Source organism: Sphingomonas olei, assembly GCF_045369765.1.
In the GTDB taxonomy this organism is placed as follows: domain Bacteria; phylum Pseudomonadota; class Alphaproteobacteria; order Sphingomonadales; family Sphingomonadaceae; genus Sphingomonas; species Sphingomonas panaciterrae.
Map to the genome: position 1 here is coordinate 17,448 of NZ_JBIQEU010000021.1, position 16,618 is coordinate 34,065.

Annotated in this window: 17 protein-coding genes and 1 pseudogene; 5 read left to right on the forward strand and 13 right to left on the reverse strand. The window is 65.3% G+C overall.

Annotated features, from left to right (window positions below; translation table 11 throughout):
• Positions 1-162: 162 nt before the first annotated feature.
• From ACH0BU_RS15720 to aroQ, 8 genes are all read right to left on the reverse strand, one after another.
• Positions 163-1,200 carry a hypothetical protein gene (locus tag ACH0BU_RS15720; protein WP_314470176.1) on the reverse strand — a complete coding sequence of 346 codons (1,038 nt, stop codon included), beginning with the start codon at positions 1,198-1,200 and terminating at the stop codon, positions 163-165.
• A 66-nt stretch (positions 1,201-1,266) separates the two neighbouring features.
• Complete coding sequence (gene purL, locus ACH0BU_RS15725) at positions 1,267-3,489, reverse strand: phosphoribosylformylglycinamidine synthase subunit PurL (protein WP_314470375.1); 2,223 nt, start codon at positions 3,487-3,489, stop codon at positions 1,267-1,269.
• Positions 3,490-3,555: 66 nt separating this feature from the next.
• Entirely contained in the window at positions 3,556-4,998 is a 1,443-nt protein-coding gene (locus ACH0BU_RS15730) for a phospholipase D-like domain-containing protein (protein ID WP_500264286.1), read from the reverse strand.
• Positions 4,995-5,315, reverse strand: a complete 321-nt coding sequence (locus ACH0BU_RS15735) for an arsenate reductase family protein (protein ID WP_145119454.1) — start codon at positions 5,313-5,315, stop codon at positions 4,995-4,997. Before ACH0BU_RS15735 ends, ACH0BU_RS15730 begins: the two co-directional genes overlap by 4 nt.
• Positions 5,316-5,324: 9 nt before the next feature.
• Entirely contained in the window at positions 5,325-6,014 is a 690-nt protein-coding gene (locus ACH0BU_RS15740) for a hypothetical protein (protein ID WP_125945830.1), read from the reverse strand.
• Between the two features lie 119 nt (positions 6,015-6,133).
• Positions 6,134-7,486, reverse strand: coding sequence for an acetyl-CoA carboxylase biotin carboxylase subunit (gene accC / locus ACH0BU_RS15745; protein WP_296222104.1), 1,353 nt, complete (start codon positions 7,484-7,486; stop codon positions 6,134-6,136).
• Position 7,487: 1 nt separating this feature from the next.
• Positions 7,488-7,976, reverse strand: coding sequence for an acetyl-CoA carboxylase biotin carboxyl carrier protein (gene accB / locus ACH0BU_RS15750; protein ID WP_046411071.1), 489 nt, complete (start codon positions 7,974-7,976; stop codon positions 7,488-7,490).
• 35 nt (positions 7,977-8,011) lie between these two features.
• On the reverse strand, positions 8,012-8,443 hold the full coding sequence (gene aroQ / locus ACH0BU_RS15755) for a type II 3-dehydroquinate dehydratase (protein WP_296222101.1): 432 nt from the start codon (positions 8,441-8,443) through the stop codon (positions 8,012-8,014).
• Positions 8,444-8,544: 101 nt separating this feature from the next.
• Here aroQ and thiS point away from each other — a divergent pair, with 101 nt between their 5' ends.
• Positions 8,545-9,552 (forward strand): sulfur carrier protein ThiS, encoded by a 1,008-nt coding sequence (gene thiS, locus ACH0BU_RS15760; RefSeq protein ID WP_136451468.1) that lies wholly within the window; start codon positions 8,545-8,547, stop codon positions 9,550-9,552.
• A 37-nt stretch (positions 9,553-9,589) separates the two neighbouring features.
• Here thiS and ACH0BU_RS15765 read toward each other — a convergent pair whose 3' ends face one another.
• From ACH0BU_RS15765 to ACH0BU_RS15775, 3 genes and pseudogenes are all read right to left on the reverse strand, one after another.
• Positions 9,590-10,204: a DedA family protein gene (locus tag ACH0BU_RS15765; RefSeq protein WP_296218440.1), complete on the reverse strand. Its 615-nt coding sequence runs from the start codon at positions 10,202-10,204 to the stop codon at positions 9,590-9,592.
• Positions 10,205-10,326: 122 nt separating this feature from the next.
• Positions 10,327-11,286 carry a glutathione synthase gene (gene gshB, locus ACH0BU_RS15770; protein ID WP_314470190.1) on the reverse strand — a complete coding sequence of 320 codons (960 nt, stop codon included), beginning with the start codon at positions 11,284-11,286 and terminating at the stop codon, positions 10,327-10,329.
• Positions 11,287-11,340: 54 nt separating this feature from the next.
• A pseudogene (locus ACH0BU_RS15775) lies at positions 11,341-11,547 on the reverse strand (YraN family protein); the annotation flags it as partial.
• 252 nt (positions 11,548-11,799) lie between these two features.
• Between ACH0BU_RS15775 and ACH0BU_RS15780 the strand changes: the two are divergent.
• Together ACH0BU_RS15780 and ACH0BU_RS15785 are read left to right on the forward strand one after the other, a co-directional pair.
• Positions 11,800-12,357, forward strand: coding sequence for a hypothetical protein (locus tag ACH0BU_RS15780; RefSeq protein WP_500264287.1), 558 nt, complete (start codon positions 11,800-11,802; stop codon positions 12,355-12,357).
• Positions 12,358-12,578: 221 nt separating this feature from the next.
• Positions 12,579-12,707 carry a hypothetical protein gene (locus tag ACH0BU_RS15785; protein WP_500264288.1) on the forward strand — a complete coding sequence of 43 codons (129 nt, stop codon included), beginning with the start codon at positions 12,579-12,581 and terminating at the stop codon, positions 12,705-12,707.
• Positions 12,708-12,785: 78 nt separating this feature from the next.
• Here the strand turns inward: ACH0BU_RS15785 and ACH0BU_RS15790 are convergent, their stop codons facing one another.
• Together ACH0BU_RS15790 and ACH0BU_RS15795 are read right to left on the reverse strand one after the other, a co-directional pair.
• Complete coding sequence (locus tag ACH0BU_RS15790) at positions 12,786-13,910, reverse strand: hypothetical protein (RefSeq protein ID WP_500264289.1); 1,125 nt, start codon at positions 13,908-13,910, stop codon at positions 12,786-12,788.
• Positions 13,911-14,128: 218 nt separating this feature from the next.
• Positions 14,129-14,836, reverse strand: a complete 708-nt coding sequence (locus tag ACH0BU_RS15795; RefSeq protein WP_500264290.1) for a restriction endonuclease — start codon at positions 14,834-14,836, stop codon at positions 14,129-14,131.
• Between the two features lie 96 nt (positions 14,837-14,932).
• Here ACH0BU_RS15795 and ACH0BU_RS15800 point away from each other — a divergent pair, with 96 nt between their 5' ends.
• Both ACH0BU_RS15800 and ACH0BU_RS15805 read left to right on the forward strand, forming a co-directional pair.
• Entirely contained in the window at positions 14,933-15,268 is a 336-nt protein-coding gene (locus ACH0BU_RS15800) for a hypothetical protein (protein WP_500264291.1), read from the forward strand.
• Positions 15,265-16,581, forward strand: coding sequence for a terminase large subunit (locus ACH0BU_RS15805; RefSeq protein WP_500264292.1), 1,317 nt, complete (start codon positions 15,265-15,267; stop codon positions 16,579-16,581). Before ACH0BU_RS15800 ends, ACH0BU_RS15805 begins: the two co-directional genes overlap by 4 nt.
• The last annotated feature ends 37 nt before the right edge of the window (positions 16,582-16,618 follow it).

Below are 16,618 nucleotides of genomic sequence, written 5' to 3' on the forward strand. Positions count from 1 at the left end.
GATTAACAGTCCATCTCACTGGTTGGTCGCATCTCACATCGAGTGAACTCTCAATCATCTTGGGAGGCGACCGCTCCTAACAGTGTGAGAGCCGGCATAAACAGACTCCCCAAAGCCGCGCCGTCGGCCGGGGCCGCTTCCGCGACGGTTGCCAAGCTGCGCTTAGCGCCCTGAAGCGGCCTTGAACGCCGCCCACCTCTCCTCTGTCCCGCTTGCCTCCCACAGTGCCTGCCCCTCGGCGAGCAGGCGCTTCGCCCGCTTGCGTGCCCATTCGCGTTCCTTCGCCGCGTCGCCCGAATAGCCGCTGAGCGACCAGTCGCAATTCGGGTGAAGGTCGAGCTCCAGCCGGGGCGGTTCGCCGGCGTCCTCCCATGCCTGGCGGCGGAGCCTGTCGAGATGGGGGGTGAGGCGGCTGGGCTCGGCGTCGACGGTGTAGATGGGCAGTTCGCGGCCGTAGTCGCTCTGGTACATCTGGATGAGGTTGTGGCGCACGCCGCAGCCTTCGAGGACCAGCTCGAAGAAGGACAATTGACGCAGGTACAGGTCCGCCGCGGCGATATCGCCCTCGAGGCGGGCGCGGCGCTCGGCCTGGGCCTTCAGGTAATAGGTGCGGATGAGGTTGTCGAAGAAGGCCTTGTCATCGAACTCCGCCTGCCAGGCGTTCTTTCGGGCAAGCTCCGCATCCGCCTCGGCGCGCTCGCGGCAGACGGGGCATTGCTTGGCCGCCTCGCGCGCGATCGTCTCGGGATGCCGGGTGCCGGGGGCGAGCGGGGGGGTGTTGTAGCGATCGGGCTGGTGGTGCTTCAGCATGAACATCAGCAGGCGATCATTGTACCAGCGGCGCTCGCCGACCTGCTCGCCCTTGTGGAAGACGGGGATGGGGACGCCCTCCACCGCGCGCTCCATGGCGATATCGGTGAGGCGCTGGACGCCGCTGGCGAGCGCGGCCTCCCACGCGGCGCGGAAGCTGTCGGCGCCCGGCTGTCGCCGCATGTGATAGGCGCCCTCCGTCGTCTTGCCGATGCGGCGGGCGGCGGCCTTTACCGATCCGGTTTCGGCGAGCGCGTGGATGAAGCCGCGCTGCCGCTCCGCCGTCCAGCCATCGTGGCGGTAGCGGCGGGGGACGGGGGTGAAGGCGAGCGGGTCGGGCGCCGCGGGGTGGGGCTGCGCCGGGGGCGGGCTGGGAAGGGCTGGCTGCATGTCGCGGAACGTAGCGCGAACATGCAGCCGTAGGACAGAGGGGCTGGGGAGGGGCGGGAGGGCCGGTCAGCCCTCCAGCGATACCTCCGCGCTCATCAGCTTCGGAAAGAAGCCCTCGTGCGCGTCGCGCAGCGTGTCGAGCGTGACGACATCGTCGCGGTCGGGCCGCTCGAAGATCAGGCGCTTGCCGCCGGTGCGGCCCATCGGCTCCGCCTCGACCCCGGCCTCGAGCGCGGCCTGGAGGAAATCGGCCAGCGCGTGATCGTGGACGGTGACGATGTAGACGCCCTGATCCTCGCCGAAGAAGGAATGCGCGCAGTCGAACGGCTGCTTGCGGTCGATGATCGCGCCGATGTTGCCAGCGAGCGCCATTTCGGCGAGCGTGACGGCGATGCCGCCATCCGAGACGTCGTGGACGGCGGAGAGCTGACCCAGGTCGATGGCGTGGCGGATGAGATCGCCGGTGGCCTTCTCCTGCGCCAGGTCGACGCGGGGCGGGGGGCCTTCCTCGCGGCCGTGGACTTCACGGAGCCAGAGCGACTGGCCGAGATCGCCGCGGCGGGTGCCGACCGCCAGGATGACGTCGCCCGCGCCCTTGAAGGCGATGGTGGCGCTCTTGGTCCAGTCCGCCATCAGGCCGACGCCGCCGATCGCGGGGGTGGGAAGGATCGCCGAACCGCCGCCGGTCGCCTTCGATTCATTGTAGAGCGAGACGTTGCCGGAGACGATCGGGTAGTCGAGCGCGCGGCACGCCTGCGCCATGCCGTCGAGGCAGCCGACGATCTGGCCCATGATCTCCGGGCGCTGCGGGTTGGCGAAATTGAGGCAGTTGGTGATCGCGAGCGGCTTTGCGCCGACCGCGGTGAGGTTGCGCCAGGTCTCGGCGACGGCCTGCTTCCCACCCTCGACCGGGTCGGCGTAGCAATAGCGCGGGGTGCAATCGGTGGTGATCGCCAGCGCCTTGTCGGTGCCGTGGACGCGCACCACCGCGGCGTCGCCGCCCGGGCGCTGCACCGTGTCGGCGCCGACCATGTGGTCATACTGCTCCCAGATCCAGCGGCGGCTGGCGATGTCGGGCGAGCCCATCAGCGTGACGAGATCGGCAGCGATGTCCTTGCACTCCGGCACGTTCACCAGCGCCCTGGCGGGCGGAGTGGGGACGTGCGGGCGATCGTAGAGCGGGGCCTCGTCAGCGAGCGGGGCGAGCGGGATGTCGCAGACGGTGTCGCCCTTCCACTTAAGCACCATGCGGCCCGTGTCGGTGACATGGCCGATGACGGCGAAGTCGAGTTCCCACTTGCGGAAGATCGCCTCGGCAAAGGCCTCGCGGCCTGGCTTCAGCACCATCAGCATGCGCTCCTGCGATTCGGAGAGCATCATTTCATAGGGCGTCATGCCCTCTTCACGCTGCGGCACGTCGTCCATGATCAGTTCGATGCCGACGCCGCCCTTGGACGCCATCTCGACGCTGGAGGAGGTGAGGCCGGCGGCGCCCATGTCCTGGATCGCGACGATCGCGTCGGAGGCCATGAGCTCGAGGCAGGCCTCGATCAGCAGCTTCTCGGTAAAGGGATCGCCGACCTGAACCGTCGGGCGCTTCTCCTCCGCATCCTCGCCGAAATCGGCCGAGGCCATGGTGGCGCCGTGGATGCCGTCGCGGCCGGTCTTGGAGCCGACATAGACGATCGGATTGCCGATGCCGCTGGCGGCGGAATAAAAGATCTTGTCCTGATCGGCGACGCCGACCGTCATCGCGTTGACGAGGATGTTGCCGTCATAGGCGGGGTGGAAGTTCACCTCGCCGCCCACGGTGGGGACGCCGACGCAATTGCCATAGCCGCCGATGCCATGGACCACGCCCGAGATCAGGTGGCGCATCTTGGGGTGATCGGGACGGCCGAAGCGAAGCGCGTTCATGTTCGCGATGGGGCGCGCGCCCATGGTGAAGACGTCGCGCAGGATGCCGCCGACACCCGTCGCTGCGCCCTGATAGGGCTCGATGTACGAGGGGTGGTTGTGCGATTCCATCTTGAAGATCGCAGCCTGGCCATCACCAATGTCGATGACGCCGGCATTCTCGCCCGGGCCGCAGATCACCCAGGGAGCTTCCGTGGGCAGCTTCTTCAGGTGGATTCGCGACGACTTGTAGGAGCAATGCTCCGACCACATCACCGAGAAGATGCCCAGTTCCACCAGGTTCGGCTCACGGCCGAGCGCGTGGAGGACGCGATCATATTCCTCGGGACTAAGGCCGTGCTCGGCGACGACTTCTGGCGTGATGGCGGTCATGCGCGCGCGATAGCGGCCAAGCCCGCCGGTGTCACCAGCCACGCGCAGATCAGCGCCGCAACCGCGTCACCGCCGCTGGCGCCGCCGCCCGATCCGCTGGCGCAGCCGGCCGAGCAGCGGCTTGCGCGCTGACAATGCCTCGAACATCTCGCCCGGCCCTTCGGGATCGAGGATCTTGTTGTCGGCCAGCCATTCCTCGACGCTCGACAGGTCGGGCACCTCATAGGGGATGAGCGTCTTGCCCTGGCCCCGCAGCCGCTCTATCGCGCCGATCAGGCCATGCTGGGCGATAGCGGCGGTTACCTCGGCCGGTTCGACCGCGAGATGCTCGGCGATCAGATCGTCGCGGATTGCGGCGATACGGTCGCCGTCATGTTCGATCGTCACGTCGCATTCGGTGTCGAGCCGGAGCGAGCGATTGTTGAAGTTGGACGAGCCGACGCGGATCACGTCCTCATCGATCACCAGCACCTTGGCGTGGACATAGATCGGCGTGCCGCCGGCGGTGTGCGGATGATACATGCGCAGCCGGTTGTGGGTGTCGCGCTGCTTCAGCGCCTGGAACAGCCGCGCGCGGGCGGTATCCATCGCCACCGGCTCCAGCCAGCCCTGCGCCGTGACCGGATTGATGATGACGATCTCGGGGCCATCGGGCTCATCTAGCCGCTTGCCGATCGCCTCGGCGACACGGCGCGAGGCGAAATACTGGCTTTCGGCATAGATCCGCCGCTTCGCGCGGCCGATCAGTTCGAGATAGAGATTCTCGATCTCGCGCACCTCGGGCTGACCGCCGTGATCGGGCTGCGAGCGGGAGATGGCGACGTCGATGTCGCGGAAATCCGGTTCGAGATCCTGCGGCCAGCAATCATTTTCACCGACCGGCGCCGCGATCGGTTCCCCGCCGGCGATTTCCCAGCGAGCGCGACACAGCTCCCCCAGCGCGGTTGCGACGGGGCCCTGCAGCGCAGTGGTGGCATCGTGCCAGGGCGCATTGGCAAAGCCGTTGGGCGACGTGCGATGCGGGTCCTCGTCACGATGCTGGCGGGTGTCCCACCGCTCGTCGGTCATGTCGATGCCGCCGCAAAAGGCGAGGCAATCGTCGATCACCACGATCTTCTGATGATGCGAGGCGCCGATCGGATGATGCGCGTCGAGCTTCAGATGGATCCGCTTTCGCAGGAAACGCCATTTGGTCAGCGTCAGCAGCGTCTTGCCGCGAAACAGCGTCTTCAGCGCCCCCTTGTCCCAGCGCAGGATATAGACGTTCAGGTCCGGCTGGCGCTTCACCAGCCAGTTGATGAACTCGCCAACCTCGGTCGGGACGCCGGGCGGCTCGTTCTTCCACGCCAGCCGGATGCGGGCATCGAAATCCCAGCCGACCAGCAGGATCTGCTTTTGCGCCTTCATCATCGCCGCGCGGGCGAGGCGGAAAAAATCATCGGCATCGACGATCACGGCCGCGCGGGAGGCGCGTTCGATCCGCCAGCGGCTCTTTTCGTCGAGCGTCACAGAATGTCGCGAAGCCGCTCGGGCGGGCGGGCCAGGACCACGCCCTTCTCCGTTTCGACCAGCGGTCGTTCGATCGTCGCCGGATCGCTGGCCATCAGGTCGAGCGCGGCGGCATCGCTGTCGACCGCTGGCGCATCCTTTCGCAGCGCGTCGCGCGGGGCGATCCCGCCGCGGGCGTAAAGCCGGGCGAGTTCATCGCGCGTCGGCGGTGCCTTCAGATATTCGACCACCGTGACGCTCGCCCCCGCATCCTCAAGCAGCGCGAGCGCCTGCCGGGATTTGGAGCAGCGGGGATTGTGCCAGATCGTCGCCTTCATTGGCCCCGTCTATAGCGTCCGCAGGCGTGGACCAAGCGCGAAGCGACGGGTGCGGCCGACCCAGGTCGCGAGCAGCGCAAGCACGGTGAAAGCGGCCAGCGCGGTGAGCGGCAGCGCGGGGTGGATCGGGTCGACGATGCGGGTCGGCGGCGCCGCGGACCAGTCGACCAGTTGCGCCGCCAGCATCGCGCCCGCCAGCGTGACGAGGGCAAGTGTCGCATGACGCCCGGCGGGGCGCGTGCATCTCACGTACCAGGCGAAGGCGGCGGCGGTCAGCGCCAGCTCCAGCGGGCGGGCGACGAGCGGGGTCGCCCAAAGGCCAAGGCCCAGCTTTGGCGGCTGGCCGGCGAGCGTGAGGTCGGGAAGGTGAACCAGCCAGTCGATCGGCCAATGCGACAGCACCACCAGCGCGCCGATCATGGTTGCGCGCCACGGCACATGCGCCAGCCGCGCGCCGGCGGCCCAGAAGGCGGCAAAGGCCATCGTGCCGAGCAGGCTGTGCGTATAGGGCATGTGATACAGATCGAGCGAGGTCTGCGCATTGCTACCGGGCACCAGCCGCAGATGTTCGATGTTGAGCAAGGTCAGCGCGAAGAAGGCGAGATCGACCAATTGGGCGGCGACGAAGAGCGTGCCGAGCCGAGGCGCATGGGGCAGGGCGGCTGCAAGAAGTGCCGGCGCGTAATGGCCGATGAACATGGTTCCTCCCATCCGTGAGGGGGGAGCCTAGCGCAACGCAGTGCGCGCGTCATGTCGAGGGGGCGGGCGGTGGCCCCGCGGCGCACGCTTCCATGGCGCGGCCGCGGGGAAAGGCGTGACTAGGCCTGCTGCTTGGCCAGCCAGTCCTCCAGCCACTTGATGGTATATTCGCCCTCCTGGAACTCCGGATCGTCCAGCAGTGCCTGGTGGAGCGGGATAGTGGTCTTCATCCCGTCGATGACGAATTCCTCCAGCGCGCGGCGAAGGCGGCGAAGCGCGCCCTGGCGGGTGGTGCCATAGACGATCAGCTTGGCGATCATGCTGTCGTAATACGGCGGCACCTTGTAGCCGGCGTAGAGGCCCGAATCGACGCGCACGTGCATGCCCCCGGGGGCGTGATATTGCTTCACGAGGCCGGGCGAGGGCGCGAAGGTACGCGGATCCTCGGCATTGATGCGGCATTCGATGGCGTGGCCGCGGAAGATGACATCCTCCTGCCGCAGCGTCAGCGGATGCCCCTCCGCGATGCGGATCTGCTCACGAACGAGGTCGAGGCCGGTGATCGCCTCCGTCACCGGATGCTCCACCTGCAGGCGGGTGTTCATCTCGATGAAGTAGAACTCACCGTTTTCCCACAGGAACTCGATCGTGCCGGCGCCGCGATAGCCCATGTCGGCCATCGCCTTGGCGACGATGCCGCCCATCCGCTCACGCTCTTCGGCCGTGATGACGGGCGAGGGCGCCTCCTCCAGCACCTTCTGGTGGCGGCGCTGCAGCGAGCAGTCACGCTCGCCGAGGTGGATGGCATTGCCATTGCCGTCGCCGAACACCTGGAATTCGATGTGCCGCGGATTGCCGAGGTACTTTTCCATGTAGACAGTGGCGTCGCCGAACGCGGCCTTCGCCTCGCTGCCGGCCTGCGCCATCAGCGTGTCCATCATGTCCTCCGACGGCACGACCTTCATGCCGCGGCCGCCGCCGCCCGATGCAGCCTTGATCAGCACCGGATAGCCGATGTCGCGTGCGAGGCGCTTGGCCTCCGCCGAATCGGTCAGCGCGCCGTCCGAACCAGGGACCAGCGGCAGGCCGAGCGCGCCGGCGGTGCGCTTTGCCTCCACCTTGTCGCCCATGGTGCGGATATGCTCGGGCTTGGGGCCGACGAAGATCAGGCCGTGCGCCTCGACGATCTCGGCGAACTTGGCGTTTTCGCTGAGGAAGCCGTAGCCCGGGTGGATCGCATCCGCGCCCGAGATCTCGGCCGCGGAAATGATGTTGGCGATGTTGAGGTAGCTCTCCGCCGCGGACGGCGGGCCGATGCAGATCGCCTCATCCGCGAGGCGGACATGCATGGCGTCCGCATCGGCGGTGGAGTGCACCGCGACGGTCTTGATCCCCATTTCGTGGCACGCGCGGTGGATACGCAGCGCGATCTCACCACGATTGGCGATCAGAAGCTTCTTGATCTCGGGCATCTTACTCGACGACCACCAGCGGCTGATCAAACTCGACCGGCTGGCCGTTGTCGACCAGGATCGCCTTAACCGTACCGGCGCTGGGCGCGGTGATCGGGTTCATGACCTTCATCGCCTCGACGATCAGCAAAGTGTCGCCAGCCTGCACCTGCTTGCCGATCGCGACGAACGCCGCGGCGCCCGGCTCGGCGGCGAGATAGGCGGTGCCGACCATCGGCGAGCGGACCGCATTGGCGAGCGACGGCTCGGCAGCGGCCGGCTCTGCATGCGGCAGCGCGGCGGTGGCCGACGCCGGTGCCGGCGCGGCAGCAGCGGCGGGCGCCGGTGCGTGGTAAACGGCCGGTGCGGCGGTCACTTCCCGCGCGACGCGGATGCGGCGGTCGCCGTCCTCGACCTCAATCTCGGTGAGCTGCGTTGCGTCGAGCAGCTCGGCAAGCTGGCGGACGAGATCGACGTCGACCTTCATCGCTCCATGTTCCTTATCGCTCATTGCGACCCCTTCCCTGTAACAGGGCGCGCGCTGTGTCAGAATCGCGCCGCCGCTTCAAGCGCGAGCAGATATGACATCGCGCCAAACCCGGCGATAGTTCCCCGTGCCGCACGCCCCACAAAGGAGACATGGCGAAATTCTTCGCGATTGTGCGGATTGGACAAATGCACCTCGATCACCGGGGTGCGGACGGACTTGATCGCGTCGTGAATCGCGATCGAGGTGTGGGTGAAGGCGCCCGCGTTCAGGATCACGGCACGCGCGCCCTGGGCCTGCGCCTCGTGCAGCCAGTCGACCAGATGCCCCTCGTGGTTGGACTGGCGCATGTCGATTTCGAGGCCGAGCTCGCGACCGCGATCTTCGAGCTGGCCGGCGATATCGTCCAGCGTGTCATGGCCGTAGATCTCCGGCTCGCGCGTGCCGAGCAGGTTCAGGTTCGGCCCGTTCAGGACATAGACGAGAGGCAAAGGCGGCTCCTTCCTTGAACGCCATGTGCGCCAAGCCTAGGTGGAAGGCAAATCACCCCGCCTGCCAGGACGATGGGGCGCGCAGCCCCGCAAAGGATATCATGCCCCACACCGACGGAACCGTATCGATCACCGTGAACGGCGCGCATCGCCGTGTCAGCGCCGGCCTGACCCTGGCGCAACTGGCGACCGAACTCGGGCTGGTGCCCGAGAAGGTCGCGGTGGAGCGCAACCTGGAAGTGGTGCCGCGTTCCACTCTCGCGGATGTGTGTGTCGAGGATGGCGACGATATAGAGATCGTCCATTTCGTCGGCGGCGGCGACCATGCTGTATCCGGCGGCGACGACACGTGGAGCGTTGCCGGCAAGACGTTTCGATCGCGGCTGATCGTGGGCACCGGCAAGTATAAGGATTTCGCGCAGAACGCCGCCGCGCTGGAAGCATCGGGGGCCGAGATCGTCACCGTCGCGGTGCGCCGCGTCAATGTCAGCGATCCCAAGGCGCCGATGCTGACCGACTTCATCGATCCCAAGAAGTTCACCTATCTGCCCAATACCGCGGGCTGCTTCACCGCGGACGAGGCGATCCGCACGCTGCGGCTGGCGCGCGAGGCGGGCGGCTGGGATCTGGTGAAGCTGGAAGTGCTGGGCGAGGCGCGGACGCTCTACCCCGACATGCGCGAGACGCTGAAGGCGACCGAGGTCCTGGTGAAGGAGGGCTTCAAGCCGATGGTCTATTGCGTCGATGACCCGATCGCCGCGAAGCAGCTGGAAGAGGCGGGCGCGGTGGCGATCATGCCGCTGGGCGCGCCGATCGGATCGGGGCTTGGCATCCAGAACCGGGTGACGATCCGCCTGATCGTTGAGGGCGCAAAGGTGCCGGTGCTGGTCGACGCCGGCGTCGGCACGGCATCCGACGCGGCGGTGGCGATGGAGCTTGGCTGCGATGGCGTGCTGATGAACACTGCGATCGCCGAGGCGAAGGACCCGATCCTGATGGCGGCGGCGATGAAGTCCGCGGTGGAGGCGGGGCGCCTGTCCTATCGCGCCGGCCGGATGGGAATCCGCCGCTACGCCGACCCGTCCTCGCCACTCGCGGGCCTGATCTGATGTCCTGCCGCCGCGTCCTGCGGCGCGGGCGGGCCGGTCAGTTGCCCGGACGCTCGCCGCTCGGTTTCCAGGTGATGACCCGGTAGAGATAGCCGGCAATGATCAGCACGGTCAGGCCGATCGCGACCGGCCCGACATAGCGATCAAGCTCCTCGAACCGCCGGCCGAGGAACAGGCCGGCCCCGGCGAGCACGGTGTTCCAGATCGCGCTGCCCACAAAGGTGAACAGCAGGAACTTCCACAGCGGCATCTTCGCCATGCCGGCGGGCAGCGAGATCAGCGTGCGGAAGCTGGGCAGGAAGCGGAAGACGAATACGACCCAATGGCCATGGCGGTGGAAGAAGCGGTTGAGCCGCTCCACATCCTCCCATTCCATCGTCAGCCATCGCTGGTGCCGGTCGACGAACGGCTTGAACCGCACCACGCCCATGCGGCGCCCGATTTCATACCAGAACATGTTGCCCACGGTGGTGCCCGCGGTGCCCCACAGGATCAGCGGGATCATCGCCATGTCGCCGCGCGCGACGGCGATGCCGCCGAGGCCCATGATCACTTCCGACGGGACGGGCGGCACCACGTTTTCCAGCGCCATCAGCAGGAAGATGCCGATGTAGCCGCCCCAGGCGATCCAATTGATGATGAATTCGGTCATGCGCCTCTGAGAAGATCACCGGTCCATGCAGCACATCTGCCGGTCGGCCATGGCGGGGTGATCTGTCCCGCGCAGGGCCAGCCCGGTCGATCGAGCGTGTCGCAGGGGCGAAAGCGCGCGTCCTAGCGGGATCGTTCCGCGATGCGGCGCTCGATCGCGTCCCAGATCAGGCCGGCGACATCGGTGCCGTCGAACCGCTCGATCGCGACGATGCCGGTGGGGGAGGTGACGTTGATCTCCGTCAGCCACTGCCCCGCGATCACGTCGATCCCCACGAAGATAAGCCCGCGTCGCTTCAGCTCCGGCCCCAGCGCGTCGCAGATTTCCCGCTCTCGCGCCGTAAGCTCGGTTTTTTCCGCCGAGCCGCCGACCGCCAGGTTGCTGCGGAACTCGCCCTCACCCGGCAGGCGGTTGATCGCGCCGGCGACCTCGCCATCGACCAGCACGATCCGCTTGTCGCCCTGCGCCACGCCGGGAAGGAAGGCCTGCACCATGTGCGGTTCGCGCCACGTCTGGTTGAACACCTCGATCAGCGCGGAGAGGTTCTCCCCCTCCGGCCCGACGCGGAAGATCGCCTTGCCGCCATTGCCGTGCAGCGGCTTCACGACGATCGCGCCATGTTCCTTCAGGAAGGCGCGCGCCTCATCGAGCGAGCGGGTGACGAGCGTCGGCGGCATGAAGCGCGCATAATCGAGCACGAACACCTTTTCGGGGGCGTTGCGCACGCTGGCGGGATCGTTGACGACGAGCGTGCGGTCCGAGATCCGCTCCAGCAAGTGAGTGGCAGTGATATAGCCGAGGTCGAACGGCGGGTCCTGGCGCATCAGGACCACGTCCGCCTCCTCGCCCAGATCGAGGCAGAGCGGGGCGCCGGCGGTGAAATGGTCGCCCGCGACCCGCTGCACCGTGACGGGCCGCGCCTTGGTCCACAAGCGGCCGTTGGACCAGTTCAGATCCTCCGCGGCGTAATGGAACAGGCGATGGCCGCGCTGCTGCGCGGAGAGCATCAGGGCGAAGCTGGAATCGCCCGCGATGTTGATCGTTTCGAGCGGGTCCATCTGGACGGCGACGGTCAGGGCCAAGGTGTTCCTCCACACAGGATGCGTCGCGGGAGGTAGGCGCGCGGCGGCGGATTGTCACCCGATCCAGGCATTCTCGATATGGCGCGGCGCGGTGCCAGGGGCGAGCAGGACGACGTCGACGCGAATGTCCTCTCCGTGAAGCGCATAGCGGGGCATCAGATATTCGGCGGCCGCAGCGACACGCGCGAGCCGGCGCTGGTCGATCGCCATGTCGAGTGCGGCGGGGGTGGCGCGGGTCTTCACCTCGATAAACGTCAACACTGATTTGAACCCCGCCGATTCGCGATCCGCTCGATTCTGGAGGCTGTGTGCCGGAAAACCGGCACGAAAAAGGAACAGTGGGAGCGCTGGAGGCATTAACTTCGGGCCGTTTACGAGAGTGGGAAGCCTCCCACCGGTCCCAATCAGTGGCTATTTGGCAACTTTCTGGAAAAAGCGCGAGTTTTCCCACCAAAGCGCTTTTGCAAGCCACCGAACTGTGGCATGTAGATGGCGGCTAACACGGGGACTGGTATGTCTACGGGGTTCAAAGAGGCGCTGGAGCGCGAAATTTCCGACTTGGAAAAGTCGCTGGAGGCTGATCCGCGCTTCATCAAGCTGCGCGAGCTTCAGCGTGTCGCCAGCCTCTACACCCCCGGCGCGCAGGTCGCCGATGCCTTCAAGATGATCGTCGGTTCGTTCGCCACCAACACCCGCGTGACCCCCGCGCGGGCATTCGCAGGCGGGGGAGAGGCTACCCCGGCGATGGACGGTCAGCGCCGATTGCAGGCGATTAGCCGCCAGAAGGTGTTGGAGGATGCGGAGAACATCCTTCGTGGTCGCACCGAGCCGACGAAGACGGCGGACCTCTATGACGATCTTGTCGCGGCAGGCCACGAGATCGGTGGCGACGATCCCAAGAACAATCTGTCCGCCATGTTGTCGAAGTCGCCGCTGTTCCGCTCGCACAAGCGCGCAGGGTGGACGCTGGTGGAGAGCCAATCCACGGCACCCGACGAAGACGATGAACCCGATGAGCAGCAGCGACCGCCGCAGGAGCAGGGAGTCAGCGCTGATGATCTCTTGGGATAGAGCGCCCCGCCTTTCGGCAGGGCGCTTTACGAGTTTCCGCCATCTGGATGGTAGGGAGGACCGGCAAGTCCCCCGAACCGGTAGATGGCGGCACAACCCTTCCACAGTGCGTTATTCGGACGCGCTGTGCGAAGACCGGCGCATTCCTGCGCTGCGCTTCGTCGGCACGACATGCGTAGCAAATGGGACCGCTGGGCACAACATGGCAAGAGGACACCGCCATGAAACCCACGCCAAGTCACTACATCTTCCGCCACTGCATCACGGTGAAGGGGCGGCGTATCTGCCGTAAGAACGGGGGCGTGTTCCGCATCCCGATCTACGACGATACGGATAAGAGCCCGACCTAAACAGCGGGTTAAACTCGGAGAGGCAGGCGGCAACCTGCCTCTCTTTTTGGTTGTCTGATACGCTTCGGCGTAGGGCCGTCATCGCGGATTATAGCCTACAGGCGGTGGGGCGTCCGCCTCCTGATAGGAGAGGCGATTCGTAATCGACAGATAGACGACCACGCCATCGCTCACCTTCCACTCGCCTTCACACAGCGTGGCACCGATGCACCGCGAAGCGATTGGTGCGCCATATTGGGTGGTGAGCAGCTTCACCACAGCCTTGCCCCGTTCGGGTCCGTCATGCTGGACCTCGACCTTCGAAACCACGCCCTTGTCCAGCGTGAGGGACGCGCCGTTGACCCACCCATACCGGTCGCCTTCGAACGTCGGGTAGATGGCCTTCAACTCGCGGGGCGTCATGCCCACGCGGACCTTATCCCACAGCACGGGACCAAGGCGCGGGCTGTTATCGAGAGTCCATTCCTTCAGCACCTCGCCCGTCGATTTACGGGTGATCGCAATCCGGGTGATGTTGGCACCGACGTAGCAGACCTCGCTGCTATAGTTGGTCGGGTTCCTGATCGTGGCAGACACACCACCGAAGTGGCAGGCACCGGCCTGTCCATTGGGCAGGGGTGCGAACGTGCCCTCAACGACGGCGATGGCATCTGCCGCCATGGCCTTGGCCTGTGCGGGCGGGAGATCGAGGCGGACCCACCAGTCCGTGTCCTCAAGATACTTGGCACCGATCGCCTCACGTCGTGGGCTGATCATCGGCTTCGGGCTATTCAGGATAGCGATGGCCGCGCCCTTGTTTCGGAAGGTTCTCACCTCCGCCACGGCACCAAAGGCGTTCTGTCCAAGCGAGCTACCAAGGTTGGCCGTAGTGGATGACACCTTGAGCGCTGGCAGGCGCTCCTTCGGACCAGCCAGCAACGGCCACACCGTCGTGGGCGACAGGTCCAGCACGAGGGCTCCGTCCTTGTAGTCATACAGGAGAGCGCCACCGCCTTCGGTTGCCCATTCCTCCGGTGCCATGGTGAGCTTGAACGCCTTGCCCTCGATCGGCAGCCTGATCGGTTCGGCAAACTTATCGGTGGATGCGTTGCCCTTACGCACCGTCTCGATCGCGCCATTGAACGCAGCAGCGTCGGTGATGGTCTGCGCGTGGGCGCTCGTGGCGAGCAGTCCAGCCACCAGACCAGTGATCATCTTCTTCACGGCTAACTCCCTGTCTGTGCTCATCCTCTCTCCAGCCGTGCCTGAAGTCGATATCGAATGAAGGTGAAGGATCACGAGACGAACTGCGAAGCTAAATAGAAGGTCATGGGCTGGCACACGCAGTGCAAAAGGCCAGCCCTTCGACCGGGGGCGGGTGAAATCATCCACGAGGCACAATCGCCTACACCGTCCCCCAGCCTTTTTCTCGCCATTCTGATTTAATCTTTGGGTTTCGCTAATCCGGCGTAAGCCGCGTCCAGCTTCTGCTCCAACTCGTCAGTTAATGATTCAACGGTCTCGGTGACTGCCTCGATATCGCTATACACCGCAGGAAGGCCGTCTCGAACCATGAAGCCTGAAAAGCCCATGTTGATCGGATACAATCCCCGGAACGCCTTCGAGAGAAGCTCGCGAGAAAACTCAACAACCCGAGCACCCGAGTAGCCGGTTTCGGCGAGATCGGGGCGTAGGCCCACCGCTTTTCTGTAGGGTTTATCAAGTTCCCAATAGCGATCATTGCATTGCTCAACTCGATCGTAGAGTTCGCGCAGACGCATCGCCGAAACGTCCTTGCGGGTGTCTATCGCGAGTGCCGCGAGAGACGTGACCTGCACGTTAGTCAGGTTCGCGGCTTCAATCGCTCCTGCTTGAAAGCCTGACTCGCAAAGTAAGATGCCCCGGTCTGCCCCGAGATCATTAACAATCTCACGCAGTCCAAGAACATGCAGCTTTGAAACAGGTGACTTCCAGTGCTTGCATTCGACGAGCCAAAGCACCTCGAAGCCAACGTGCTTCGATTTCACCACAACATCGATGTCGTGCGTGGTTCGGACGCCCTTCAATGTCACGTCGGTTTCAGCGGATAGTCCAAGGCCGCGAAAGAACTCGGCTGCTTCCTCCTGATACTCCTTCCAGTTGCCTGCCATCGCCCGTCGTCGCCTCGCATAAATATCTTCATGAACCGGGGACCGAAACTCAAAAGCCCCGTCACGAAGAAGCTGGCGGGGACATACAAGGAATGCGTGGACGGGAACACCGTCCAGACCGTCCAGCTTGCCGATGACATTCCCGTCGCTCCCGAATGGTTGAGCGCGGGCGGGAAGGACGTTTGGGCAGGCGACCTCGCCCGTGTGGTGGCTTGCGGGGCTCGCGAGCCTGATAGCCACTTTTACGCCGTCTATTGCGAGATGATGGCCCGCTTCGTCGCGGGCGTGAAGGCTGGTGAGCCGCTGAACGCGGCGTTCGTCTCCGAGCTACGCAAGCAGATGGAGATGTTGTCGATCGCCGGGGCAAAGGCCCGCCTCGCGCGCGGCGGCGAGAAGGCCGCATCCACCAACCCGTTCGCAAAGTTCCAGTGACGCAGCGCTTCGATAAGGGAAGCTACGCTCACACGGCGATCACCTACGCGAAGAAGGTAGTCTCCGGCAAAATCCCGGCGTGCTGGCAGATCAAGGTGTCCGCGCGGCGGATGCTTGATGACCTCAAGCGCCGCGATCTCGTGTTCTCCGAGCCCGCAATCGACCGTGTGTGTGGGTTCATCGAAACGCTTGTCCACACCAAGGGCGAATGGGCGGGGCGACCGATCCGGCTTGAGCCGTTTCAGGTCTGGATATTCGCGTCCATCTTCGGGTTCCTCCGCAAGGCGGATGGCCTTCGAAAGCACCGATCCGCCTTCATCCTTCTGCCCCGTAAGATGGGTAAGTCGATCATCGCGGCGGGCATCGGCAACTACATGGCCTTCGCGGACAACGAGCCCGGTGCGGAGGTGTATTGCGGCGCGTCCAACCTCGCGCAGGCCAACGAGGTGTTCACGCCTGCCAAGCGCATGGCCGAAATGTCGCCGGGGTTCATCGAAGCCTTCGGCGTGGAGGTGATGGCAAAGTCCATCTACTCCGAGATGACCGGCTCCACGTTCGTGCCCGTTATCGGCAGGACCAAGGACGGAAGCTCGCCCCACTGCGCAATCGCGGACGAAGCGCACCAGCATAAGGACGGCACGCAGATCGGTGCCTTCAAGACTGGCATGGGCGCACGTCGCCAGCCGCTGCTTCTGATCATTTCGACCGCTGGCAACCAGCTTGCGGGCATCTGCCGCACCGAACAGCTTGATGCAGAAGCCGTGCTCAAGGGCACGGCGGCGGACGATCGCCTGTTCTCGGCCATCTACACCATCGATCCCGAAGATGATTGGCGCGACTTCGCGGTGTGGCGAAAAGCCAACCCGAACATGGGCGTGTCCGTCTCGGAAGAATACCTCCGTGGCGAGTATGAGAAGGCGCTCCAGTCGCCCGCCAATCAGGCCAACGCAAGGACGAAATACCTGAACCAGTGGGTCGCCGCCGCGAACGGTTGGCTCAATCAGGTTCATTGGGCGAAGGCTGGCGACGGCAAGCTGTCCATGGCGGACCTCAAGGGCTCCACCGCCTTCATCGGCGTCGATATGTCCACGCGGCAGGACTTGACCGCGATTGTGGTGGTGGTGCCGCTCCCGGACGGCAAGCGTGCCATCTTCCCGTTCGCCTTCGTCCCGGAAGGTGCGGTGCAGGATAGCCCCAACGCCCCGTCCTATGCCTCGTGGGTGCAGTCGGAGGCGCTGGTCGCCACGGAAGGCACCGCGTCAAGTTTCGTGGATGTGGATCGGCGTGGAAAAGGGACCCCGGTAGCGGGGTGATCGGCGTCGAAAAGGGACCCCTCATCCCGTTGGTCTA

Excerpts from the sequence above, each read along its gene's own strand:
- ACH0BU_RS15780 (WP_500264287.1), top strand. The coding sequence starts at position 11,800 with ATGTCTACGGGGTTCAAAGAGGCGCTGGAGCGCGAAATTTCCGACTTG.
- thiS (WP_136451468.1), top strand. The coding sequence starts at position 8,545 with ATGCCCCACACCGACGGAACCGTATCGATCACCGTGAACGGCGCGCAT.
- ACH0BU_RS15735 (WP_145119454.1), bottom strand. The coding sequence starts at position 5,315 with ATGAAGGCGACGATCTGGCACAATCCCCGCTGCTCCAAATCCCGGCAG.
- ACH0BU_RS15720 (WP_314470176.1), bottom strand. The coding sequence starts at position 1,200 with ATGCAGCCAGCCCTTCCCAGCCCGCCCCCGGCGCAGCCCCACCCCGCG.
- accB (WP_046411071.1), bottom strand. The coding sequence starts at position 7,976 with ATGAGCGATAAGGAACATGGAGCGATGAAGGTCGACGTCGATCTCGTC.
- purL (WP_314470375.1), bottom strand. The coding sequence starts at position 3,489 with ATGACCGCCATCACGCCAGAAGTCGTCGCCGAGCACGGCCTTAGTCCC.
- ACH0BU_RS15795 (WP_500264290.1), bottom strand. The coding sequence starts at position 14,836 with ATGGCAGGCAACTGGAAGGAGTATCAGGAGGAAGCAGCCGAGTTCTTT.
- ACH0BU_RS15765 (WP_296218440.1), bottom strand. The coding sequence starts at position 10,204 with ATGACCGAATTCATCATCAATTGGATCGCCTGGGGCGGCTACATCGGC.
- accC (WP_296222104.1), bottom strand. The coding sequence starts at position 7,486 with ATGCCCGAGATCAAGAAGCTTCTGATCGCCAATCGTGGTGAGATCGCG.
- ACH0BU_RS15740 (WP_125945830.1), bottom strand. The coding sequence starts at position 6,014 with ATGTTCATCGGCCATTACGCGCCGGCACTTCTTGCAGCCGCCCTGCCC.
- ACH0BU_RS15785 (WP_500264288.1), top strand. The coding sequence starts at position 12,579 with ATGAAACCCACGCCAAGTCACTACATCTTCCGCCACTGCATCACGGTG.